This is a genomic window from Cryobacterium sp. TS_SC_7 (assembly GCF_056156285.1).
In genome coordinates this window covers 756,401-778,241 of the sequence record NZ_CM149589.1, presented here as the reverse complement: position 1 = coordinate 778,241, position 21,841 = coordinate 756,401, and the positions used below count along the sequence as shown (strand labels likewise).

The following is a 21,841-nucleotide window of genomic DNA, read 5'->3' as shown; positions in this document are numbered from 1 at the left end:
CAGGCGAATCCCACCGACAATGTCGTCGACGAGGAGAGATCATGACCGTCTATTCCAACCCCGGAACACCGGGTGCCCTAGTCACCTTCAAGCCCCGCTACGAGAACTGGATCGGCGGCGAGTGGGTCAAACCCGTCAAGGGTCAGTACTTCGAAGACATCTCGCCCGTCAACGGCAAGCCGTTCGCCGAGGTGGCCCGCGGCACGGCGGAGGACATCGAATTGGCACTGGATGCCGCACACCGGGCAGCGCCGGCGTGGGGCAAGACCTCATCGACTGAGCGCGCGGCGGTGCTCAACAGGATCGCCGACATCATCGACGCGAACCTCGAACTGCTCAGCGTCGCCGAGACCTGGGAGAACGGCAAGCCGGTCCGGGAAACCCTGAACGCGGACATCCCGCTCTGCTCCGACCACTTCCGATACTTCGCCTCCGCGATCCGGGCCCAGGACGGCGACCATGCCGAACTGAACGGGGACATGGTCTCGTACCAGTTCCACGAGCCTCTCGGCGTCGTCGGGCAGATTATCCCCTGGAACTTCCCGCTCCTGATGGCCGTGTGGAAGCTGGCCCCGGCCCTGGCCGCCGGCAACGCGATCGTCCTCAAGCCGGCCGAACAGACCCCCGTGTCGATCCTCGTGCTGATCGACCTGATCGGTGACGTGCTGCCACCGGGGGTGCTCAACATCGTCAACGGATTCGGCATCGAGGCCGGCAAGCCGCTCGCGTCGTCGTCGCGGATCCGCAAGATCGCGTTCACGGGGGAGACCTCGACCGGGCGCCTGATCATGCAGTACGCGAGCGCCAACATCATCCCGTCGACGATGGAACTCGGCGGCAAGAGCCCCAACATCTTTTTCAGCGATGTGGCCCAGGAGAAGGACGCCTTCTACGACAAGGCCCAGGAGGGCTTCGTGCTCTTCGCGTTCAACCAGGGCGAGGTCTGCACCGCGCCCAGCCGGGCGCTGCTGCAGAAACCGATCTATGACGACTTCCTGAGCGACGCCGTCGAGCGCACCCGCACGGTGATCCAGGGCAACCCGCTCGACACCGCGACCCAGGTCGGCGCGCAGTCCAGCAACGACCAGCTCGAGAAGATCCTCTCCTACATCGACATCGGCAAGAAGGAGGGTGCGACGCTGGCGCTCGGCGGAGAGCGGGTCGACCTCGGCGGTGACCTGAGCGGAGGCTACTACGTGGAGCCCACCATCTTCGAGGGCCACAACAAGATGCGCCTGTTCCAGGAGGAGATCTTCGGACCGGTGCTCGCGGTGACCAGCTTCACCGATTACGACGACGCCATCTCCATCGCCAACGACACCCTCTACGGGCTCGGAGCCGGGGTCTGGTCCCGCAACGGAAACATCGCCTACCGGGCCGGGCGGGACATCCAGGCCGGCCGGGTCTGGGTGAACAACTACCACGCCTACCCGGCGGGGGCGTCGTTCGGCGGCTACAAGAGTTCGGGAATCGGCCGGGAGAACAACAAGCTCGCGCTGACCGCCTACCAGCAGACGAAGAACCTCCTCGTGTCCTACAGCGAGAACAAGCTGGGCTTCTTCTAGGCACGTGACGCCGGTCCGGCCTACGCTGGCGCGACAGCCGGACCACTCACGGCACCACCGGCCCCGGCCAGGGGCCGCCGAGGCGATAACCCTCGGCGGACCCAGGCCCGGGGGTCGCAACCAGAAGGGAACATCCATGCCGGAGACAGGCGTCACCGCAACGATCACCATCCCGGGAGAGACGATTCCGCGGGTGGAGCTCACGGCCGTCGCGGTCGACCTGCTCCGCAGCCTCTGGGACGAACACGGCCCGCTGATGTTCCACCAGTCCGGGGGCTGCTGCGACGGCTCCTCACCGATGTGCTTTCCGGAGGGCGAATTCATCGTCTCGGACCGGGACGTTCTGCTCGGTCGACTCGACGTCGCACCACTCGGCGGGACCGCGCAGCCGATCGACTTCTGGATGTCGGCGGAGCAATTCGAGTACTGGAGCCACACCTTCCTCACGGTCGACGTCGTTCCCGGCCGCGGCGGCGGATTCTCCGTCGAAGCGCCCCGCGGCGTGCGGTTCCTGCTGCGATCCCGGCTGATGGAGTCCTTCGAGTAGTCCTCTCCTCCACCGATCCCTGCCAGGTGCAATCCTGTGCACCGCGGCTGCGACGGATGCCCGTCCGGGCAGTCTGGTGCGCATGACAACCCCACTCCGACTCCGGGACGCCGCTCCCGTGACCACCACCGAGCAAGCGCGAGAGCGGGTGGCCGAGTTGGTGGGCCAGGCGATCAGCCACCAGCTCTGGTTCATGCTCCTCGACGCCCGGGGGAGGCAGATCCCCCTGCTGATCCCCGTCAGTGGCATTCCGCTCCGCCCGGAACCGGGCGGCGCCGCAGCCATGGCCACCGCGGTCAACCAGGTCCTGGCCGAACACGGGCCGGGCGGCAGCGTCATCCTCACCCTCGAACGCCCGGGAACGGCCGCCCTGACCGCTCCCGACCAGGCCTGGGGACGAGAACTCGCCACCTCCTTCGGCAAGCTGCTGCGCATCACGGGCATGTTCGTCGCCCACGATTCGGGAGTCTGCGAACTCGTGGTGTGACCGCGCCTCGCGGTGGCAGACTGAGACGATGACTCTCACCGGCCGGCGAAACTCACCTTGCGTACCCGGGGCGACGGATGCCTGAGCGCACCCTGGTCCTGCTTCGCCACGCCAAGTCGGATTGGGAGGGCCGGCAGGCCGACCTCGATCGGCCGCTGGCCGCCCGGGGACTCCGGCAGGCCCCGCGGGCCGGGGCACGGCTGGCCGGCCTCATCCACCGGATCGATCTCGCCCTGGTGTCGCCGGCCGTGCGTGCCCGGGAAACCTGGGACCTCGTCGCGGCCGAGCTCCCCGAGGTGCCGCCGACCCGGATCGATGACCGCGTCTACGCTGCGACGGCCGGTCAACTCCTGGCCGTCGTGCGCGCACTGCCCGACGAGGCACACTCGGTCGTGCTCGTGGGTCACAATCCGGGATTCGAAGATCTGGCCGCCCGGCTCACCGGCACCGAGGTCGCCCTGCCGACCTCGGCCCTGGCCGTGATCGCCTGGGACGGTTCCTGGACATCCGCCGGTCGGTCCGAGGGAATACTCCTGGCATCCGGCCGCTGATCGGCCCCGGCGCACGGGAGCGGAGCCTCGTCTGAACCGACGGGTCAGGGCTGTACGCCCGCGCGCGCGGCCCGGCGCGCGGCCCTGCGCTGGGCCGTCTCCCTCACCATCAGCGCCCGCGTCGCCGCCACGTCACCGAGCAGCGGTCGAAACCAGCGCGCGGCCGGGTCGGAGTCGACCAGGATCATGCGCACCAGAAGTGTGAGCGGGGTGGCCAGAAGCGCACCGATGGGGCCGATGATGGCCGTCCAGACCAACACCGACACAAAGGTGACGGTCTGGCTGAGGGCGACGGCGTTGCTGACGAGCCGGGACTGGATCGCGCCCTGCACGATGGCGTTCACGAGGGTGTACACGAGGATCACCGAAATCGCCGTCTGCCAGCCGCCGGCCAGGAACCCGAAGACGACGGGAGGCACCAGTGCGACCAGGTAGCCGACATTGGGAATGAAGCTGCCCAGGAATGAGAGCACTCCCCAGAGGAACGCGCCGGGAACGCCCAGGATCACGAGCGCCACGCCGTTGAGCACGCCCTGCACGACCCCGAGCAGCGTCGTGGTGACCATGTACCGCCGCACATGGGAGGCGGTCGCTCGCAGCGCACCGACCAGATTCCGGTGGGCCGGTTCGAGTTCCCGCAGCAGGGTGGACAGGTAGCTGGCGTCCATCGCCATCAGGAGCAGCGTGGTGGCGATGATGACCAGGGCCCCCGCCAGCCCGGCCACGTTGCCCAGCACGTCCGACACGAAACCGGTGATCTGCGAGGGTTCGAAACCGGACACGATCGTCTGCACCTCATCGGTTCCGACTCCGAAGTCCGTCAGCGCGGCACCGATCGACGCGCCGATCCGGGCGATCTCGGAACTGTACTGGCTGAGGAGGGCGGGGAACTGGGCCAGGGCCAGCAGAAGCGCAGCCAGGAAGGCCGCCAGAACGAGGAAGACCGCCGCGGCAACCGAGCCGGTGGCCAGCCCGCGCGGCACGCCACGGCGTTCCAGGGCGTTACGCAGCGGATGAACGCAGATCGTCAGAACGAGGGCCAGCAGCACGGGGGCTGCAATGGACCTGATGGACGCCAGGCCGAACGCGGCGACGGTGGCGGCGGCCAGGCCGATCAGGATGGCGTCGCCCCGGGGGAGACCTCGGGCGACGTCACGTGACGGTGGGGGTTCGGGGGGAGGCGCCGCGGCGAGGGATGCCGGTGATGCCACGCCGGGAGGCTTTCGTCGGTGCCATCGCATGAAAGCCTCCGTTCCTCGGCGCGTTTCCCCGAACGTAGACCCGTGCAGCGCACCTGGATAGAACGGGCGTTACTCGTCGAGCCAGGACCAGCGGCGCAGCGGCCAGTTCACCACGAAGGCGCGGCCGACAACGTTGCCCACGGGCACGAAACCCTGGTGCGGCGTGTCGGTGTGCAGACGGCTGTCCGCCGAGTTGTACCGGTTGTCGCCCTCGACCCAGAGCGACTCCGCCGGCACGGTCACGGAGAAGTCATGCTCTGAGGCGCGCGTGGCCCCCGCAGGCAGCTTGAGGTACGGTTCGCTGATCGGTTCGCCGTTGACGGTCGTGCGACCCGAGGCGTCGCAGCAGGCCACCCGGTCGCCCGGCAGGCCGATGACGCGTTTCACGAGATGGTCTGCGGCGTCCTGGGCACCCAGGCCAGCCACATCGGAGACCCACCGGACGCCGTCGGTCACAGGGTTCCCGGGCCCGGCCGCACCCTCGCCGGCGGCTGTCAGCCATCCGCCGGGGTCGGTGAACACCACGATATCGCCGCGATTGAGCACGATGAGGTCGGGGACCAGCTCGTTGACGAGGATCCGGTCGTTGATCTGCAGGGTGTCCTGCATCGACCCGGACGGGATGTAGAACGACCGCACCAGGTACGCTCTGCTGAGGAGCGAGATCGACACGGCCACGACGACGATGATCACCAGGTCCCGGAGCAGGCGGCCCCCGCGATGCTCGGACGAAGCACGGTTCCCCACACTCTCGTAATCTGACATTTTCCCCCTGATGCGATGCGGGATGGGGCAGCGGTGTCCGACGGCGGGTGTGGCAACCGACAGCGGGTCAGCTGGAGGGTTGACGCGGGCTGACGTTCGCGCGGAGGGACTCAACCCGCTCGAGCGCTTCGTCTTCCGTTTGGTAGCGCTCCGGCGACGGAATCGTCTGGCCACTGTCCGCGGCGAAGTGAAAACGGTAGCTTCCGGACGCATCCCGGTAGACCTCGAATTTGCCGGCCATGTCACACCCTTGTCCTAGGCCTCGTCCCGGCCGGACGACCGGTTGCGACACCCTACCTCCGGTGCCGGACACCCGATAGAGGCACGGGGAGCGCACAGGCTTTCCGGCTTATGATTGAAGTCGTCCGGCAATCCGATGGGAACCCTTTTCGCATGACTGCGCGTGCACCATTCTTCGTTCGCAATCGGGTGGACGGCACCGACGGGGCTCTCGCCGGGCGGGCCGACGGTACCAGCCTGCGTGACACGGTCACCCGCTACTACTCCCTGACCAAACCCGGCGTGCTGTACGGCAATGCCCTGACGGCCGCGGCGGGCTTTCTGCTGGCAGCCCGGGGACAGGTCGACCTCTTCCTGTTCATTGCGCTCTGCGTCGGCACCACCCTCGTGATCGCGTCGGCCACCGTGCTGAACAATGTGCTCGACCGCGACATCGACACGGTCATGGAACGCACCAAGAAGCGGGCCACGGTCACCGGGCGCATCGGCGTGCGCAACGCGGTCATCTTCTCCATTGTGCTGTTCGTACTCGGAATGGCGATGCTCGTGGCCTGGACCAACTGGCTCGTCGTGGTCGTCGGTCTCGGCGGTTTCCTGGTCTACGTCGTGCTCTACGGGATGCTGTCCAAGCGACTGTCGATCCACGGCACCCTGGTCGGCAGCGTCTCGGGCGCCGCTCCCATTCTGGCCGGTTACGTCGCCGTCACCGGGGCCATCGACGTGGGGGCCGTGCTCGCCTTCCTGGCTGTGTTCCTCTGGCAGATGCCGGAGTTCTACTCCATCGCCATCTACCGGCACGACGAGTACGCCCGCGCCGGCGTTCCCGTCATCTCCGTGGTGCGAGGGATCCCGAACACCACCGTGCAGATCCTCGTCTACACGATCGGCTTTGTCGTTTCGACCCTGCTCCTGCCGGTGTTCGGCTACGTCGGCTACGTCTACACCGCCCTGATGGGTGTGCTCGGCGCCTACTGGATCTGGCTCGGCATCGTGGGACTCCGCGCCGACGATCCCGCGGCGTGGGCGAGGCGCATGTTCCGGTATTCGCTGGTGATGATCCTGGTCTATTGCCTGATGATCTCGGTCGGCCCGGTCCTGCCCTGACCGACGGCCCCACCACCGTCACGCGCGCGCTCCCTTAGGCTGTGGGGATGAGTACAGTCCTCGTTCTGAACGGTCCGAACCTGGGGCGGCTCGGCAGCCGCGAACCCGACGTCTACGGGTCCGCCGACCTCGAGCAGCTCCGCGCCACCCTCACGCAGGCCGCGCCGGAAGGGATCACGGTCGATCTGCGCCAGACCGACGACGAGGCCGAGCTGATCCACTGGCTCTACGAGGCCGTCGACGAGCGCATCCCCGTCATCTTGAATCCGGCGGCGTTCACGCATTACAGCTACGCGCTGCGGGATGCCGCGGCCCTGGTGACCAAGGCCGGCGTGACCCTGGTCGAGGTGCACCTGTCCAACCCCCACGCCCGGGAGACGTTCCGCCACACGAGCGTGGTCAGCGCCGTGGCGACCGGCGTGATCGCCGGTTTCGGCTTCGAGTCCTACCGGCTGGCCCTCGACGTCATCACGCGTTCCCTGCCGCCGGCGGCCTGATCCGCTGCCCGGTCCCGTCTTTGGTGCGCGGGCTGCGGGGCAACTACACTCGTCTGAGGCCGAGTCGGCCGCGCACCTTCCTAATTGAACCAAGTGAACGGAACATCTTTTCATGGCATCAACCGCCGATATCCGAAATGGCGTCGTCCTCAACATCGACGGCCAGCTCTGGGCCGTCACCGACTTCCAGCACGTCAAGCCGGGCAAGGGCGGCGCCTTCGTCCGCACCAAGCTGAAGAACGTCGTCACGGGCAAGACCGTGGACCGCACCTTCAACGCCGGCGCCAAGATCGAGACCGAGAACGTCGACCGCCAGGACTTCCAGTACCTGTACGCGGACGGCGACTCCTACGTCTTCATGGACGTGTCCGATTTCGACCAGCTGCACGTGCCGGCCGTCGTCGTGGGCGACGCGGTCAACTTCATGCTCGAGAACCAGAACGTGACGATCGCCCTGCACAACGGAAACCCGCTCTACGTGGAGCTGCCGGCATCCGTCGTTCTCGAGATCACCTACACCGAGCCGGGCCTGCAGGGCGACCGCTCGACCGGCGGAACCAAGCCGGCCACCGTTGAGACCGGCTTCCAGATCCAGGTGCCGCTGTTCCTCGAGCAGGGCACCCGCGTCAAGGTCGACACCCGTACGGGCGATTACCTGGGCCGCGTCAACTAGTGAGTGCTCGGACCAAGGCGCGCAAGCGCGCGATCGACATCCTCTACGCCGCCGACGTGCGGCAGAGCACCATCCCGGAGTCGCTCGCGATCGAGGCGCAGCGCGCCGCGAGCGAGCCGGCCCGAATGGCGTCGTGGCTCTACGCCCGAGACATCATCGACGGCGTCGTGGATCACCGCGAGGAGATCGACGAACTGATCGAGACGTATTCGCAGGGCTGGACGCTCAAGCGCATGCCCGTGGTCGACCGCGCCATCCTGCGCATCGGCATCTGGGAGATCCTCTTCAACGACGCCGTTCCGCACGCCGTCGCCATCGACGAGGCGGTCGAGGCCGCCAAGATCCTGTCGACGGATGACTCGGCCGGCTTCGTGAACGGCCTCCTCGGGCGCATCGCCCAAACCGCACCATCCGCGTAATCCGGCCTGCCAGGGGGGCAGCATGACGAACACCGAGAACGACCCGATGCGCGCGCCGGATGAGTTTCCGCCGGCCTACGCGCAGCAGCCGTCTCCGGTCGCGCCGAGGACGAACACGCTGGCGATCATCTCGCTGGTGTCCGCCTTCTTCGTCTCCCTGGCGGCCGTTATCACCGGCCACATCGCCCTGGGTCAGATCCGGCGCACCGGCGAATCCGGTCGCGGTCTCGCTATCAGCGGGCTGGTGCTCGGCTACGTGGGCATCGGCGCCCAGGTGCTGGTGGTCGTGATCGCCATCGTCTTCGCCGCGACGGTGATCCCCTTCATCATCGCGGTCGCGAACGGCGGCGCTGCCGGCATGCCCCCGATCTCCTCCACGAGCGAGCCCCGCGCCGACAACCCCGGCACGGACGAGCCGACCGGGACGCTGGCCACGGGCACCGTCGGCGCGGCCCACTTCGACGACGGCTACCTCTCGGTCGGCACCGGCGTGCAGGTCGTCGACGTCTACTTCGACCCGATGTGCCCGTTCTGCCGGCAGTTCGAGGAGACGAACGGCAGCCAGCTGGCCGCCCTGGCAGCCGACGGCTCCATCACCCTGCGGTTGCACTCGCTCACTTTCCTCGACCGCGTATCGCAGGGCACGGACTACTCGAGCCGGGCCTCCGCCGCGCTGACCTGCCAGGCCACCCTCAACCCGGACAACCTGCTTGCCTTCCAGGCTGCCCTGTTCGCGAACCAGCCTGCCGAGAACACCGAGGGGCTGAGCGATTCCGAGCTCGCCGGCCTTGTCGACAGTCCCGTCGACATCAGCGATTGCCTGGCTTCCGGTGACTACCAGGCCTGGTCCCAGGCCAACACCGAGCAGGCCCTGAACGGCCCGATCGCGGATGCGGAGATCAGCCAGATCAGGGGCACGCCGACGGCACTCGTCAACGGCAGCGTCTACTCCGGCGGGCTGACCGACCCGGCCGAGTTCCTGGCGTTCCTCACGGCCAGCTCCATCGGCTGAGCCCGGCAGGGGAGCCCCGGCCAGGTGCTACGCTGGACCACGGAAAAAGACATCCTTTAACAGCCGTCCGGTGAGGCGGGGAAGGAGGTCGGGTTGATGGCACGAATCGTGTTGAACCAGGCTGATATCACTCGGGCATTGACTCGGATCTCCCACGAGATCCTGGAGTCCAACCGAGGTGCTGAGAACCTCGTGATCCTGGGCATCCCCACCCGCGGCGTCGTTCTGGCACGGCGCATCGCCGAGACCATCGCGCGGATCGAGCCCACCGCGACGGATGTGCGGGTGGGCTCACTCGACGTCACGATGTACCGCGATGACCTCGGCCAGACGCGCACCCGCACGCCGACGCGCACGCAGGTGCCCGGCAGCATCGACGGCGTCACGGTCGTGCTCGTCGACGACGTGCTCTACTCGGGTCGCACCATCCGTTCCGCCCTCGACGCCCTCGGCGACCACGGGCGCCCCACGATCGTGCGACTGGCCGTGCTCGTGGACCGCGGCCACCGCGAACTGCCGATCCGGGCCGATTTCGTGGGCAAGAACCTGCCGAGCTCGACCGAGGAACGCATCAACGTGCACCTGCTGGAGGTCGACGGGGACGAATTCGTCAGTATCGACGGCGGGGCAGCGGAGGAAGCGTCATGAGGCACCTCCTCTCCACCAAGGGTATGAGCCGGGACGAAGCGATCCTGCTGCTCGACATCGCCGAGGACATGGCGGATGTGGCGAACCGTGAGGTGAAGAAGCTGCCCACCCTGCGCGGCAAGACCGTGGTCAACCTCTTCTTCGAGGACTCCACCCGCACCCGGATCTCCTTCGAGGCCGCCGCCAAGAGGCTCAGCGCGGACGTGATCAACTTCAGCGCCAAAGGCTCGAGCGTGTCGAAGGGCGAAAGCCTCAAAGACACCGCCCAGACCCTCGCCGCGATGGGCGCGGACGGTGTCGTCATCCGGCACCCGGCCTCCGGCGCGCCGCACGTGCTGGCCGAGAGCGGCTGGATCGACGCAGGCATCATCAACGCGGGCGACGGCACCCACGAACATCCGACCCAGGCGCTGCTGGACGCGTTCACCATCCGTCGCCGGTTGCACCGGGGCGCGGCGCGCGGCAAGGGCCTGGACGGGGTCACGGTTACCATCGTCGGCGACGTGCTGCACTCGCGCGTGGCCCGTTCGAACCTGTGGCTGCTCACCACGCTCGGCGCGCACGTGACGTTCATCGCGCCGCCGACCCTGCTGCCCATGGACATGAGCGGCTGGCCGGCCGAGGCCGGGTTCGACCTGGACGCCGCCATCGACGCCGGGCCGGACGTGGTGATGATGCTGCGCATCCAGCAGGAACGCATGAACGCCGCGTTCTTCCCCAACAGCCGCGAGTACTCGCGCCGCTGGGGACTGGACGATGAGCGCTTCGGCCGTTTGGCCCCGACTACCATTGTGATGCACCCCGGCCCCATGAATCGCGGCCTGGAAATATCTTCAGCGGCGGCCGACTCGGCCGGCTCAACCGTGCGCGAACAGGTCGCAAACGGAGTTTCAGTGCGGATGGCGGCACTGTACCTGCTGCTGTCCGGCGATCGGGAGGATTCATAGATGTCCAGCGACAACGCTGCCAGCACGCCGTACCTGATCCGGGGCGCGACGCTCCCGGACGGTACCCGCACCGACCTCGTCCTCGCCGACGGCCGCATCGCCGAGATCGGCTCCGGGCTCTCCCGCGCCGGTGCGAGTGTGGTCGACGCGGCCGGCTTGATCGTGCTGCCCGGCCTGGTCGACCTGCACACGCACCTGCGCGAGCCGGGCGGGGAACAGAGCGAGACCATCCTGTCCGGCAGTCAGGCGGCGGCCGTGGGCGGCTTCACCAGCGTGTTCGCAATGGCCAACACCTCGCCCGTGCAGGACACCGCCGGCGTCGTCGACCAGGTTCTGGCGCTCGGCGAGCAGGCCGGGTACGTCACCGTGCAGCCGATCGGAGCCGTCACCGTCGGACTCGCGGGGGAGCGCCTGGCCGAACTGGGCGCCATGGCCACGAGCCGCGCCCGGGTGCGGGTCTTCTCCGACGACGGCTTCTGCGTCTCCGACCCGCTGCTGATGCGCCGGGCCCTCGAGTACGTCAAGGCGTTCGACGGCGTCGTCGCCCAGCACTCCCAGGAACCGCGGCTGACCGAGAAGGCGCAGATGAACGAGGGCGCCCTCTCCAGCGAACTTGGGATGGTCGGCTGGCCCGCGGTCGCCGAGGAATCGATCATCGCCCGTGACGTGCTGCTCGCCGAGCATGTCGGATCGCGCCTGCACGTGTGCCACGTGTCCACGGCCGGCTCGGTCGACGTCATCCGCTGGGCCAAGGCCCGCGGCATCCAGGTGACGGCGGAGGCCACCCCGCACCACCTGATGCTGACCGAGGACCTCGTCGTCGGGTACGACGCCCGGTTCAAGGTCAACCCACCGCTGCGCCGCCGGGAAGACGTCGAAGCCCTGCGCGCCGGCCTCGCCGACGGCACCATCGACATCGTGGCCACCGATCATGCCCCGCATCCGATCGAGGCGAAGGACTGCGAGTGGGACGCCGCGGCGAACGGCATGGTCGGCCTCGAGTCGGCCCTCTCCGTGGTGCACGCCTCAGTCATCGACACCGGCCTGCTCGACTGGAACGACATCGCCCGGGTCCTTTCCAGCACGCCCGCCCGGATCGGCCGGCTGGCCGGCCAGGGGCAGGGTCTGCTCGTCGGCGGGCCGGCCGAGCTCACACTGTACGACCCGGCTGCCAGCCGGGTCTTCGGGCGCGGCAGCCTGGCCGGCAAGAGCGCCAACTCCCCGTACCTGGAGATGACCCTGCCCGGGCGCGTGCAGGCCACCTTCCACCGCGGCTACGCCACCGTGCTCGACGGTGCGCTGCGCCCTGCCGCCGAGATCGCCGCCCAGGGGGTGCGCACCCATGGCTAGGACCCTTGCCACCGTCATCACCGTCGCCGTGCTGCTCGGCCTGCTCGGACTCATGCTGCGCAGCTGGCGGCGTCGCAGCCGCCGGGATGCCGGCCTGCCGGCCGGCTACCCGCTGCCGTTCGACGCCGCAGTGGAGCTGGCCTCCGCCGCGGTGCTCTACGTCGCCACGACCCTGCGCGCCCGGCCGCTCGAACGTCTGAACATCCCCGGTCTGGGCTTCCGGGCCCGGGCCCGCCTGACCGTGACCGACGCCGGTGTCATCCTCGCCCTGGCCGGCGAGGAGGCGGTGTTCATCCCCGCCTCGGCCATCGCCGTGCTGGAAGACGCCACGGTCGCGATCGACCGCGTCGTCGAGACCGACGGCCTGCTCCTGCTCGGCTGGCGACTGCCCGGCACCGACGGCCAGATCGTCGACAGCTACTTCCGCATTCTCGACCCATCCGACCGCGTCAGCGTGAACGACGCCATCCGAACCATTGCGGCCGACGCCCTGCGCCCGGCCGCGCCCGATGAAAGCGAGGCGTAGCGTGAGCGACGCAACGACCCCCGACCGACCCACACCTGCCGTGCTCGTGCTGGAAGACGGCCGCCGCTACGAAGGCCGTGCCTACGGCAGCCGGGGACAGACCCTCGGCGAGATCGTCTTCGCCACCGGCATGACCGGCTACCAGGAGACCCTCACCGACCCGTCCTACGCCGGTCAGATCGTTCTGATGACAGCGCCGCACATCGGCAACACGGGCGCCAACGACGAGGACATGGAATCCCGGCGGATCTGGGTGTCCGGCTTCGTGGTGCGGGAGCCCGCCCGGATCGCCTCCAACTTCCGCTCCACCCGCAGCCTCGACGCTGACCTCGAATCCGGGGGGATCGTCGGGATCAGCGGGATCGACACGCGTGCGATCACCCGGCACATCCGCTCGGCCGGCGCCATGAAGAGCGGCATCTTCTCCGGCGACCGGTTCGCCCTCTCCGACGGCGAGCAGCTCGAACTGGTGCGTTCCGGCGCCGCCATGCGCGGCCGCAACCTCTCCGACGAGGTGTCCACGGTCGAACCCTTCTCGGTGCCCGCGCAGGGTGAGCGGATCGGTTCCGTCGCGGTGCTCGACCTGGGCGTCAAGACCTCCACCCTGAATCACCTCGCCGCACGCGGTTTCGAGGTGCTGGTGCTGCCGCAGTCGGTGACGGCCGAGCACGTGCTCTCGCTGAACCCCTCGGCCCTGTTCTTCTCGAACGGTCCCGGCGATCCTGCCGCCTCCGACGCTCACGTGGCGCTGCTGCAGGAGGTTCTGCGGGCGGGAGTGCCCTACTTCGGCATCTGCTTCGGCAACCAGCTGCTCGGACGGGCTCTCGGTTTCCGCACCTACAAGTTGCCGTTCGGACACCGGGGCATCAACCAGCCCGTACTCGACAAGACCACCGGCAAGGTGGAGATCACCTCGCAGAACCACGGCTTCGCCGTGGATATGCCCATCGAAGGCGTGCATGAGTCCCGCACCGGCTTCGGCCGGGTGGAGGTGAGCCACTACAGCCTCAACGACCAGGTGGTCGAGGGCATCCGCTGCCTCGACAGGCCCGCCTTCTCGGTGCAGTACCACCCGGAGTCGGCGGCCGGCCCGCACGACGCCGAGTATCTTTTCGATCGGTTCAGGGACGTGGTGGTCGCGCACAATGCGGCCACCGGAGCAGGAGACGCCAAGTAATGCCCAAGCGCGACGACATCAACAGCGTTCTCGTCATCGGATCGGGTCCGATCGTGATCGGCCAGGCCTGCGAGTTCGACTATTCCGGCACCCAGGCCTGCCGTGTGCTGCGGGCCGAGGGCGTGCGGGTCATCCTGGTCAACTCCAACCCGGCCACGATCATGACCGACCCCGACTTCGCCGATGCGACGTACATCGAGCCGATCACCCCGGAAATCCTCGAGACGATCATCAAGAAGGAACGCCCCGACGCGATCCTGCCGACCCTCGGCGGCCAGACCGCGCTGAACGCGGCCATCGCGCTGCACGAGCGCGGAATCCTGGTCAAGTACGACGTCGAACTCATCGGCGCCTCCTTCGACGCCATCCAGAAGGGCGAGGACCGCCAGATCTTCAAGCAGCTGGTGCTCGATGCGGGCGCCGGCGTCGCCCGGTCCTTCATCGCCCGCACGGTCGAGGAGGCAGTCGGCTTCGCAGGCGACCTCGGCTACCCGCTCGTGGTCCGCCCCTCCTTCACCATGGGCGGCCTCGGCTCCGGCTTCGCCTACACCGAGGCGGAACTCCGCCGCATCGTCGGCGACGGGCTGCACCAGAGCCCCACCAGCGAGGTCCTGCTCGAGGAATCCATCCTCGGCTGGAAGGAGTACGAGCTCGAGATGATGCGCGACACGGCCGACAACACGGTCGTCGTCTGCTCCATCGAGAACGTCGACCCGGTCGGCGTTCACACCGGGGACTCGATCACGGTCGCCCCGGCGCTGACCCTGACCGACCGCGAGTACCAGAAGCTGCGCGACATCAGCATCGACATCATCCGCGCCGTCGGCGTGGACACCGGCGGCTGCAACATCCAGTTCGCGATCAACCCGGCCGACGGCCGCATCATCGTGATCGAGATGAACCCGCGCGTCTCCCGCTCCTCCGCCCTCGCGAGCAAGGCGACCGGCTTCCCGATCGCCAAGATCGCCGCGAAGCTCGCGCTCGGCTATCGGCTCGACGAGATCCCGAACGACATCACCGGTGTCACCCCGGCCAGCTTCGAGCCCACCCTCGACTACGTCGTGGTCAAGGTTCCCCGGTTCGCGTTCGAGAAGTTCCCCGCCGCCGACCAGCGCCTGACCACCACCATGAAGTCCGTGGGCGAGGCGATGGCCATCGGCCGCAGCTACGCCTCCGCGCTGCAGAAGGCGCTCCGCTCGCTTGAGAAGCGCGGATCGTCCTTCCACTGGGGTGCCGAAGCCCGGTCCGTCGAGGAACTGCTCACGGTCGCCGAGATCCCCACCGACGGCCGCATCGTCACGGTGCAGCAGGCACTCCGCAAGGGCGCTTCGATCGAGCAGGTCTTCGAAGCCACCAAGATCGACCCGTGGTTCATCGACCAGATTGTCCTGATCAACGAGATCGCCGTTGAAATCGCTGCCGCCGAGCGTCTCGACACCGACATCCTCCGCACCGCCAAGGATCACGGCTTCTCCGACGCCCAGATCGGCGAGCTGCGCGGCTTCGGCGAAGCGGATGTGCGCAAGGTGCGCCACATCCTCGGCGTGCGCCCGGTCTTCAAGACCGTCGACACGTGCGCGGGGGAGTTCCCCGCGCTCACCCCGTACCACTACTCCAGCTACGACCAGGAGACCGAGGTCGTGGCCAGCGACCGCAAGAAGGTCGTCATCCTCGGCTCCGGCCCCAACCGGATCGGCCAGGGCGTCGAGTTCGACTACTCCTGCGTGCACGCCTCGTTCGCCCTCTCCGAGGCCGGCTACGAGACCATCATGATCAACTGCAACCCGGAGACGGTCTCGACCGACTACGACACCTCCGACCGGCTCTACTTCGAGCCGCTCACCCTCGAGGACGTGCTCGAGGTGATCCACGCCGAGAGCCAGAGCGGCGAGCTCGTCGGCGTGGTCGTGCAGCTCGGCGGCCAGACCGCGCTGGGTCTCGCCAAGGGCCTCGAGGCCGAGGGGATCCCGATCCTGGGGACCAGCCCGACGGCCATCGACCTGGCGGAGGAGCGCGGGCTGTTCTCCGGCATTCTCGACCAGGCGGGCCTGCTCGCACCCCGCAACGGCGTCGCCACCGACTACGCCGGTGCCGTCGTGGTGGCCGAGGAGATCGGCTACCCCGTGCTCGTACGCCCGAGCTACGTACTCGGCGGCCGCGGCATGGAGATCGTCTACGACTCCGCGTCGCTGGCCGACTACTTCACCCGGATGGCCGGGCAGGGCATCATCGGCCCGTCGCATCCGCTGCTGGTGGACCGGTTCCTCGACGACGCCATCGAGATCGACGTGGATGCCATCTTCGACGGCACCGAGCTCTACATCGGCGGCGTGATGGAGCACATCGAGGAAGCCGGGATCCACTCCGGCGACTCGAGTTGCACGCTGCCGCCGGTGACTCTCGGCCGTGCGGAGATCGACCGGGTCCGGGAGGCGACGCTCGGCATCGCCCGCGGCATCGGTGTGCGTGGACTGCTCAACGTGCAGTTCGCCATCGGCGCGGGCGTGCTCTACGTGCTCGAAGCGAACCCGCGCGCCTCGCGCACGGTGCCGTTCGTGGCCAAGGCGCTCGGCATCACCCTGGCCAAGGCCGCCGCGCTGATCATGGTCGGCAAGACCATCGCCGAGCTCAAGGCCGAGGGCAAGCTGCCCCTGATCGACGGCTCGCGGGTGCCGATGGACGCCCCGGTCGCCGTGAAGGAAGCCGTACTGCCGTTCAACCGGTTCCGGACACCTGAGGGCCTCGTCGTGGATTCCGTGCTCGGCCCGGAGATGCGCTCGACGGGCGAGGTCATGGGCATCGACCGTGACTTCCCCCGTGCCTTCGCCAAGAGCCAGCTCGCCGCCTACGGCGGAATCCCGCTCACCGGCACCGTCTTCGTGTCCGTCTCGGACCGGGACAAGCGCGCGATCATCCTGCCGATGCTGCGACTCCAGCAGCTGGGCTACACGATCACCGCCACGGAGGGGACCGCCGAGGTGTTGCAGCGGAACGGCATCCGCGCCGGCATTGTGACCAAGTTCAGTGAGAAGGCCGACGAGGCCGACGTCTCGATCGTCGAGCTGATCCGCCGCGAAGAGGTGCAGATCGTGATCAACACGCCGGGCGGGCGCACCGCCCGGGCCGACGGCTATGAGATTCGCGCGGCCGCGGTGGCCGCTGACCTCCCGCTGTTCACGACCATTGCCGAACTGAGCGCCGCGGTGGCTTCGATCGACGCCATCCGTGGCGGCTTCGAGGTGACATCGCTGCAGGAATACGCGCTCACCCGCACCGCGGCGCTGTGACCCACGCACCCGAACCGAGCGGGTCGACCAGTCCGGTCGACCCGCTCGAAACACCGTCCTTCGGCGACCGGCTCAGCCGTGCCTTCGACCTGCGGGGGCCGGTATGCGTGGGCATCGACCCGCACGCCTGGCTCCTTCGCGACTGGGGTCTGCCCGACACCGCCGCGGGCGCCGAATCCTTCGGGCGTCAGGTTGTGGCCGCGGCCGCCGGTCAGGTCGGCCTGGTGAAGCCCCAGGTGGCCTTCTACGAGCGTTTCGGGTCCGCGGGGTACGTGGCCCTCGAACGGGTGCTCACGGATGCGCGTGCGGCCGGACTGCTTTCGATCGCCGACGTCAAGCGCGGCGACCTCGGCACCAGCGCGGAGGCCTACGGGCAGGCCTGGCTGAGTCCGGGTTCGGCCCTCGAGGTCGACGCCATGACCGTGAACGCCTACATGGGCGTCGGATCGCTCGAACCGGTGTTCGCCCTGGCCGGTCAGACCGGGAAGGGTCTCTTCCTGTTGGCCGCCACGTCCAACCCCGAAGCGGCGGCGTTCCAGCGCGCCGTAGTCGCCGAGGGCGCCCAGGCCGGTCACACCGTCGCCGGGGCGGTCTTCGACGCCGTCAGCGCACGGAATGCACGGAACGGAGTCGGCTCGATCGGCTCGATCGGCTCGTTCGGTGTCGTCCTCGGCGCCACGCTCGACCTGGCCACGTTCGGCATCGACCTCGCCGAGGCGCCCGCCCGGGGGCTCACCCCCATACTCGCCCCCGGCTTCGGCCACCAGGGCGCGCAGGTCTCCGATCTGAGGAACTTGTACGGGGGGTACGCTCAAGGCGTTATCGTGAGTGAATCGCGCAGCGTTTTATCGGCCGGCCCCGACCGAATCAGACAGGCGATTGCGCGCCGAGTAGTTGAAGCAGGAGCTGCCCGTGGCTGAGAATCGCCCTACCCCGCCCGACGTCGATCGGGTTGCCGCCTCGCGCGCCGCCGTGGCGGCCCGCCGCGCCCGCGCCGCTGTCAAAGGCCAGATCGCCCATGGAAAACGCACGGCACTCGAGGTGCTTTCCGCGGCGACCGAGAGTCCGGAAGGTGTCGAAGGGCGCCTGCGCGTGACCGAGTTCCTGATCAGCATTCCGGCGATCGGCGTCACCAAGATGCACCGCATCATGGACAAGCTCGAGATTTCGCCCTCGAAGCGTCTGGGGGGTCTGGGCAAGCACCAGCGCGATCGGCTGCGAGATTTTCTCACCGAGCGCACCATGTCCCGGCGCAGGGATTCCTCCGCGAAGCTCGTCGTGCTCGCCGGGCCGACCGCGGTCGGCAAGGGGACCGTCGCCGCGTACATCCGTCAGCATTACCCCGACGTGCACCTGTCCGTGTCGGCCACGACGCGTGCGCCTCGCCCGGGGGAGACCGAAGGCGTGAGCTACTTCTTCGTCGACGACGCCGAGTTCGACCGGATGGTCGAGACCGAAGAACTGCTCGAATGGGCGACCGTGCACAACGCCTCCCGCTACGGCACGCCGCGGGGTCCGGTCGCGGAGGCGCTGGCCCAGGGCCACAGTGTGCTTCTCGAGATCGACATCCAGGGTGCCCGGGCCGTGCGCCGGGCCATGCCGGAGGCGAGACTGGTCTTCCTGCTCCCGCCGAGCTGGGACGAACTGGTGCGCCGCCTGATCGGCCGGGGCACCGAGACACCCGCCGAACAGGCCCGGCGACTCGAGACCGCCAAACTCGAATTGGCGGCTCAGGGGGAGTTCGATCACCGGGTCGTGAACCACGACGTGGGCGAAGCCGCGCGCGAGGTCGTAGACTTGATGAATCTGCGTACGGCGCCGTTGCTGCCGTAGCGCCCGTTTTCCGTGATTCTGCGCGTTCCGCAGCACAAACCGCTCTGAAGGAGTGACACCAATGGCTACCAAGCTCACTGGCATCATCGACCCGCCCATCGACGACCTGCTGACCAAGGTCGACTCCAAGTACGCCCTCGTGGTCTTCGCCTCCAAGCGCGCCCGTCAGATCAACGACTACTACGCCGACCTCCACGAGGGCAGCCTGTTCGACAACGTCGGCCCGCTCGTCGACTCGACCGTCGACGACAAGCCGCTGTCCGTCGCGCTGCGCGAGATCAACGAGGACAAGCTCGTTTCCCGCCCCATCGTCGAGTAACGCTCCCACCAAGCGCGCAGGATGTCGTCAGGTCGTACGATCGTCGTCGGGATAACCGGCGGCATCGCCGCCTATAAGGCCGTCAACGTCGTGCGCGCTTTCGTGCTGCGCGGCGACACCGTGCACGTCGTGGCCACGGCCGCCGCCCTGCGCTTCGTGGGCAAGCCCACCCTGGAGGCCATCTCCCGCAACCCCGTGCACACGGACCTCTACGAGGGCGTCGCCGAGGTGCGGCACGTGGCCATCGGCCAATCCGCCGACCTCATCGTGGTGGCCCCGGCCACGGCGAACACCATCGCGAAGCTTGCGGCCGGCCTTGCCGACGACCTGCTCGGCAACACCATCCTGGCCAGCACCGCCCCGCTCGTGATCGCTCCGGCCATGCACACGGAGATGTGGAACAACGCGGCCACGGTGGCCAATGTGGCCACCCTGCGCTCCCGCGGCGTCATCGTCGTGGGTCCGGGCGTCGGCCAGCTGACCGGCTCCGACACCGGGGCAGGCCGGATGGAAGAGCCCGACAGCATCGTCGTCGCCGCTCTCGCCGCCCTCGACGCGGCTGATCGAACGGCGGGGCGCCGTGGCGATCCGCGCCGGGATCTGGCCGGCAAGCACGTCGTGATCACGGCGGGCGGCACCCGTGAACCCCTCGACCCCGTGCGCTTTCTCGGCAACCGGTCCAGTGGAAAGCAGGGTGTGGCCCTGGCCCAGGCCGCGCTGGCCCGGGGGGCCCGGGTGACCCTGATCGCCGCGAACCTGGAGGTTCCCGCTCCCGCGTCGGCCGACGTGCGGCCTGTGGGCACCGCGCTGGAACTCGACGCGGCGGTCACGGATGCCGCCGCGCACGCTGACGTCGTGATCATGGCGGCAGCGGTCGCGGACTACCGGCCGGCAGCGGTGCGCGCCGACAAGATCAAAAAGGACGACACCGGAGACTCCCTCCTGCTTGAGCTGACCCGCAACCCCGATATCCTCGCCGGGCTCGCCGCAGCAGGGCGGCCGGGCCGGCTGCTGATCGGCTTCGCCGCAGAGACGGAACCGGATGCGGACCGGCTGCTTGCGCTCGGACGCACAAAAATGGCCCGCAAGGGCTGCGACTTCCTGGTGCTCAACCGGGTGGGCTGGACCGAGGGGTTTGCCTCGGACCGTAACGAGATCACGGTGCTGGATCGCCGCGGAGATATAGTGTGTGAGGCCTCCGGGAGCAAATTGTCGGTGGCGGAGCGCATCCTTGACCTGATCGTCTGAGCCGCCCCGGACATCCGGTGCCGGTTTGCCGATCACCGGTGTCCGGTTCTCTGCGCTTACGCCCTGGACCGTCGAGGTCACGCGGCCGTCCGGTTGCGTTCTGAGGCCGGTCCCATTCTTTTGCACGTTCATTTCTTCAACACGTTGTTCACCAACAGAGACGGGCCAGATGCGCGATCTTCGCCTCTTCACTTCGGAATCGGTAACCGAGGGTCACCCCGACAAGATCTGCGACCAGATCTCCGACAGCATCCTCGACGCCCTCCTGACGGAAGACCCGCACAGCCGGGTCGCCGTCGAGACCCTCGTCACGACCGGCCTCGTGCACGTCGCGGGCGAGGTCACCACCGAGGCCTACGTGGAGATCCCGTCGATCGTGCGCAAGTGCATCACGGACATCGGCTACGACTCCTCCGACGTCTGGTTCGACGGGCGGTCCTGCGGCGTGGAGATCTCCATCGGCGGCCAGTCGCCCGACATCGCGCAGGGCGTCGACAACGCCTTCGAGCGCCGCGAGGAGTCCAGCGTCGAGGACTTCGACCGCCAGGGTGCCGGCGACCAGGGCATCATGTTCGGCTATGCCACCCGGGAGACCCCCGAGCTCATGCCGATCCCGATCTGGATCGCTCACCGCCTCGCCGAACGCCTCGCCGAGGTGCGCAAGTCCGGCGAGCTCGACTACCTCCGGCCCGACGGCAAGACCCAGGTCACCATCGGCTACGACGGCATCACGCCGCGCACGGTGGAGACCGTCGTGCTGTCCACCCAGCATTCGCCGAAGGTGTCCAACGAGCAGCTGCGTGCGGAGGTCGAAGAGCTCGTCATCCGCCCGGTGCTCGACCGCATCGACCTGGACGCGTCGGGGCTGAACATGCTGATCAACCCCACCGGGCGGTTCGAGATCGGCGGGCCCCAGGGCGACGCCGGCCTCACCGGGCGCAAGATCATCATCGACACCTACGGCGGGTCCAGCCGCCACGGCGGCGGCGCATTCAGCGGTAAGGACCCGTCCAAAGTCGACCGCTCGGCCGCGTACGCCATGCGCTGGGTGGCCAAGAACGCCGTGGCCGCCGGACTCGCCGAGCGCCTCGAGATCCAGGTTGCCTACGCGATCGGCAAGGCGTCGCCGGTCGGGTTGTACGTGGAGACCTTCGGCACCGGGGTGATGGCCGACCGGGACATCACCGCGGCGATCCGAGAGGTCTTCGACCTGCGCCCGGCCGCCATCATCCACTCGCTCGACCTCCTGCGCCCGATCTACGCCCAGACCGCCGCCTACGGCCACTTCGGCCGCGAGCTCCCCGACTTCACCTGGGAACGCCTCGATCGCGTCGACGAGTTGAGAAGCGCTGCCGGACTATGAACCGGCACACGCTGTGACCCGGCACCCGCTGTGACCCGGCAG

At 68.3% G+C, this 21,841-nt stretch carries 23 protein-coding genes; 20 read left to right on the top strand and 3 right to left on the bottom strand.

What is annotated here, in order from left to right; translation table 11 throughout:
- Positions 1–41 precede the first annotated feature (41 nt).
- The 4 genes from exaC (at position 42) to AC0J5J_RS03590 (ending at position 3,150) form a co-directional block, all read left to right on the top strand.
- Entirely contained in the window at positions 42–1,565 is a 1,524-nt protein-coding gene (gene exaC, locus AC0J5J_RS03605; RefSeq protein WP_474899532.1) for an acetaldehyde dehydrogenase ExaC, read from the top strand.
- A 136-nt stretch (positions 1,566–1,701) separates the two neighbouring features.
- Positions 1,702–2,112 carry a DUF779 domain-containing protein gene (locus AC0J5J_RS03600; protein WP_134423609.1) on the top strand — a complete coding sequence of 137 codons (411 nt, stop codon included), beginning with the start codon at positions 1,702–1,704 and terminating at the stop codon, positions 2,110–2,112.
- An 82-nt stretch (positions 2,113–2,194) separates the two neighbouring features.
- Entirely contained in the window at positions 2,195–2,599 is a 405-nt protein-coding gene (locus AC0J5J_RS03595; RefSeq protein ID WP_474899530.1) for a hypothetical protein, read from the top strand.
- A gap of 77 nt (positions 2,600–2,676) precedes the next feature.
- Positions 2,677–3,150, top strand: a complete 474-nt coding sequence (locus tag AC0J5J_RS03590; protein WP_474899528.1) for a SixA phosphatase family protein — start codon at positions 2,677–2,679, stop codon at positions 3,148–3,150.
- Positions 3,151–3,194: 44 nt separating this feature from the next.
- Here the strand turns inward: AC0J5J_RS03590 and AC0J5J_RS03585 are convergent, their stop codons facing one another.
- From AC0J5J_RS03585 to AC0J5J_RS03575, 3 genes are all read right to left on the bottom strand, one after another.
- Positions 3,195–4,361, bottom strand: coding sequence for an AI-2E family transporter (locus AC0J5J_RS03585; RefSeq protein ID WP_474899526.1), 1,167 nt, complete (start codon positions 4,359–4,361; stop codon positions 3,195–3,197).
- Positions 4,362–4,460: 99 nt separating this feature from the next.
- Positions 4,461–5,156 carry a signal peptidase I gene (gene lepB / locus AC0J5J_RS03580; RefSeq protein WP_134423601.1) on the bottom strand — a complete coding sequence of 232 codons (696 nt, stop codon included), beginning with the start codon at positions 5,154–5,156 and terminating at the stop codon, positions 4,461–4,463.
- Between the two features lie 67 nt (positions 5,157–5,223).
- Positions 5,224–5,397: a YegP family protein gene (locus tag AC0J5J_RS03575; protein ID WP_134423599.1), complete on the bottom strand. Its 174-nt coding sequence runs from the start codon at positions 5,395–5,397 to the stop codon at positions 5,224–5,226.
- 152 nt (positions 5,398–5,549) lie between these two features.
- Here AC0J5J_RS03575 and cyoE point away from each other — a divergent pair, with 152 nt between their 5' ends.
- From cyoE to metK, 16 genes are all read left to right on the top strand, one after another.
- On the top strand, positions 5,550–6,500 hold the full coding sequence (gene cyoE, locus AC0J5J_RS03570; RefSeq protein WP_166785456.1) for a heme o synthase: 951 nt from the start codon (positions 5,550–5,552) through the stop codon (positions 6,498–6,500).
- A 47-nt stretch (positions 6,501–6,547) separates the two neighbouring features.
- Positions 6,548–6,997: a type II 3-dehydroquinate dehydratase gene (locus AC0J5J_RS03565; protein ID WP_474899524.1), complete on the top strand. Its 450-nt coding sequence runs from the start codon at positions 6,548–6,550 to the stop codon at positions 6,995–6,997.
- A 112-nt stretch (positions 6,998–7,109) separates the two neighbouring features.
- Positions 7,110–7,670, top strand: coding sequence for an elongation factor P (efp, locus tag AC0J5J_RS03560; protein WP_104100509.1), 561 nt, complete (start codon positions 7,110–7,112; stop codon positions 7,668–7,670).
- Entirely contained in the window at positions 7,670–8,089 is a 420-nt protein-coding gene (nusB, locus tag AC0J5J_RS03555) for a transcription antitermination factor NusB (protein WP_134423593.1), read from the top strand. The genes efp and nusB overlap by 1 nt, the downstream gene beginning before the upstream one ends.
- Before the next feature lie 22 nt (positions 8,090–8,111).
- On the top strand, positions 8,112–9,101 hold the full coding sequence (locus AC0J5J_RS03550) for a DUF4190 domain-containing protein (RefSeq protein WP_474899522.1): 990 nt from the start codon (positions 8,112–8,114) through the stop codon (positions 9,099–9,101).
- A 93-nt stretch (positions 9,102–9,194) separates the two neighbouring features.
- Positions 9,195–9,749 carry a bifunctional pyr operon transcriptional regulator/uracil phosphoribosyltransferase PyrR gene (pyrR, locus tag AC0J5J_RS03545; RefSeq protein WP_474899520.1) on the top strand — a complete coding sequence of 185 codons (555 nt, stop codon included), beginning with the start codon at positions 9,195–9,197 and terminating at the stop codon, positions 9,747–9,749.
- Entirely contained in the window at positions 9,746–10,696 is a 951-nt protein-coding gene (locus tag AC0J5J_RS03540; protein ID WP_134423586.1) for an aspartate carbamoyltransferase catalytic subunit, read from the top strand. The genes pyrR and AC0J5J_RS03540 overlap by 4 nt, the downstream gene beginning before the upstream one ends.
- Complete coding sequence (locus AC0J5J_RS03535) at positions 10,697–12,046, top strand: dihydroorotase (RefSeq protein ID WP_474899518.1); 1,350 nt, start codon at positions 10,697–10,699, stop codon at positions 12,044–12,046. It abuts the gene before it with no gap.
- Positions 12,039–12,572 (top strand): PH-like domain-containing protein, encoded by a 534-nt coding sequence (locus tag AC0J5J_RS03530; RefSeq protein WP_134423582.1) that lies wholly within the window; start codon positions 12,039–12,041, stop codon positions 12,570–12,572. The genes AC0J5J_RS03535 and AC0J5J_RS03530 overlap by 8 nt, the downstream gene beginning before the upstream one ends.
- A complete protein-coding gene (gene carA / locus AC0J5J_RS03525; protein WP_474899516.1) occupies positions 12,556–13,749 on the top strand; it encodes a glutamine-hydrolyzing carbamoyl-phosphate synthase small subunit in 1,194 nt (397 codons plus the stop codon). Before AC0J5J_RS03530 ends, carA begins: the two co-directional genes overlap by 17 nt.
- Positions 13,749–17,036, top strand: a complete 3,288-nt coding sequence (gene carB / locus AC0J5J_RS03520) for a carbamoyl-phosphate synthase large subunit (protein WP_134423580.1) — start codon at positions 13,749–13,751, stop codon at positions 17,034–17,036. The genes carA and carB overlap by 1 nt, the downstream gene beginning before the upstream one ends.
- Positions 17,033–17,956 carry an orotidine-5'-phosphate decarboxylase gene (gene pyrF, locus AC0J5J_RS03515; RefSeq protein WP_474899514.1) on the top strand — a complete coding sequence of 308 codons (924 nt, stop codon included), beginning with the start codon at positions 17,033–17,035 and terminating at the stop codon, positions 17,954–17,956. Before carB ends, pyrF begins: the two co-directional genes overlap by 4 nt.
- The gene (gmk, locus tag AC0J5J_RS03510) at positions 17,949–18,869 is read left to right on the top strand and encodes a guanylate kinase (RefSeq protein WP_134423576.1); all 921 of its coding nucleotides are present in this window, start codon (positions 17,949–17,951) and stop codon (positions 18,867–18,869) included. The genes pyrF and gmk overlap by 8 nt, the downstream gene beginning before the upstream one ends.
- Positions 18,870–18,930: 61 nt before the next feature.
- Positions 18,931–19,188 (top strand): DNA-directed RNA polymerase subunit omega, encoded by a 258-nt coding sequence (gene rpoZ, locus AC0J5J_RS03505; protein WP_134363655.1) that lies wholly within the window; start codon positions 18,931–18,933, stop codon positions 19,186–19,188.
- A 21-nt stretch (positions 19,189–19,209) separates the two neighbouring features.
- Positions 19,210–20,436 carry a bifunctional phosphopantothenoylcysteine decarboxylase/phosphopantothenate--cysteine ligase CoaBC gene (gene coaBC / locus AC0J5J_RS03500; RefSeq protein WP_474899512.1) on the top strand — a complete coding sequence of 409 codons (1,227 nt, stop codon included), beginning with the start codon at positions 19,210–19,212 and terminating at the stop codon, positions 20,434–20,436.
- Positions 20,437–20,605: 169 nt separating this feature from the next.
- Positions 20,606–21,799, top strand: a complete 1,194-nt coding sequence (gene metK / locus AC0J5J_RS03495; RefSeq protein WP_134423574.1) for a methionine adenosyltransferase — start codon at positions 20,606–20,608, stop codon at positions 21,797–21,799.
- The last annotated feature ends 42 nt before the right edge of the window (positions 21,800–21,841 follow it).

Excerpts from the sequence above, each read along its gene's own strand:
- exaC (WP_474899532.1), top strand. The coding sequence starts at position 42 with ATGACCGTCTATTCCAACCCCGGAACACCGGGTGCCCTAGTCACCTTC.
- AC0J5J_RS03600 (WP_134423609.1), top strand. The coding sequence starts at position 1,702 with ATGCCGGAGACAGGCGTCACCGCAACGATCACCATCCCGGGAGAGACG.
- AC0J5J_RS03595 (WP_474899530.1), top strand. The coding sequence starts at position 2,195 with ATGACAACCCCACTCCGACTCCGGGACGCCGCTCCCGTGACCACCACC.
- AC0J5J_RS03590 (WP_474899528.1), top strand. The coding sequence starts at position 2,677 with ATGCCTGAGCGCACCCTGGTCCTGCTTCGCCACGCCAAGTCGGATTGG.
- lepB (WP_134423601.1), bottom strand. The coding sequence starts at position 5,156 with ATGTCAGATTACGAGAGTGTGGGGAACCGTGCTTCGTCCGAGCATCGC.
- AC0J5J_RS03575 (WP_134423599.1), bottom strand. The coding sequence starts at position 5,397 with ATGGCCGGCAAATTCGAGGTCTACCGGGATGCGTCCGGAAGCTACCGT.
- cyoE (WP_166785456.1), top strand. The coding sequence starts at position 5,550 with ATGACTGCGCGTGCACCATTCTTCGTTCGCAATCGGGTGGACGGCACC.
- AC0J5J_RS03565 (WP_474899524.1), top strand. The coding sequence starts at position 6,548 with ATGAGTACAGTCCTCGTTCTGAACGGTCCGAACCTGGGGCGGCTCGGC.
- efp (WP_104100509.1), top strand. The coding sequence starts at position 7,110 with ATGGCATCAACCGCCGATATCCGAAATGGCGTCGTCCTCAACATCGAC.
- AC0J5J_RS03550 (WP_474899522.1), top strand. The coding sequence starts at position 8,112 with ATGACGAACACCGAGAACGACCCGATGCGCGCGCCGGATGAGTTTCCG.
- AC0J5J_RS03540 (WP_134423586.1), top strand. The coding sequence starts at position 9,746 with ATGAGGCACCTCCTCTCCACCAAGGGTATGAGCCGGGACGAAGCGATC.
- AC0J5J_RS03535 (WP_474899518.1), top strand. The coding sequence starts at position 10,697 with ATGTCCAGCGACAACGCTGCCAGCACGCCGTACCTGATCCGGGGCGCG.
- AC0J5J_RS03530 (WP_134423582.1), top strand. The coding sequence starts at position 12,039 with ATGGCTAGGACCCTTGCCACCGTCATCACCGTCGCCGTGCTGCTCGGC.
- carA (WP_474899516.1), top strand. The coding sequence starts at position 12,556 with ATGAAAGCGAGGCGTAGCGTGAGCGACGCAACGACCCCCGACCGACCC.
- carB (WP_134423580.1), top strand. The coding sequence starts at position 13,749 with ATGCCCAAGCGCGACGACATCAACAGCGTTCTCGTCATCGGATCGGGT.
- rpoZ (WP_134363655.1), top strand. The coding sequence starts at position 18,931 with ATGGCTACCAAGCTCACTGGCATCATCGACCCGCCCATCGACGACCTG.
- coaBC (WP_474899512.1), top strand. The coding sequence starts at position 19,210 with ATGTCGTCAGGTCGTACGATCGTCGTCGGGATAACCGGCGGCATCGCC.
- metK (WP_134423574.1), top strand. The coding sequence starts at position 20,606 with ATGCGCGATCTTCGCCTCTTCACTTCGGAATCGGTAACCGAGGGTCAC.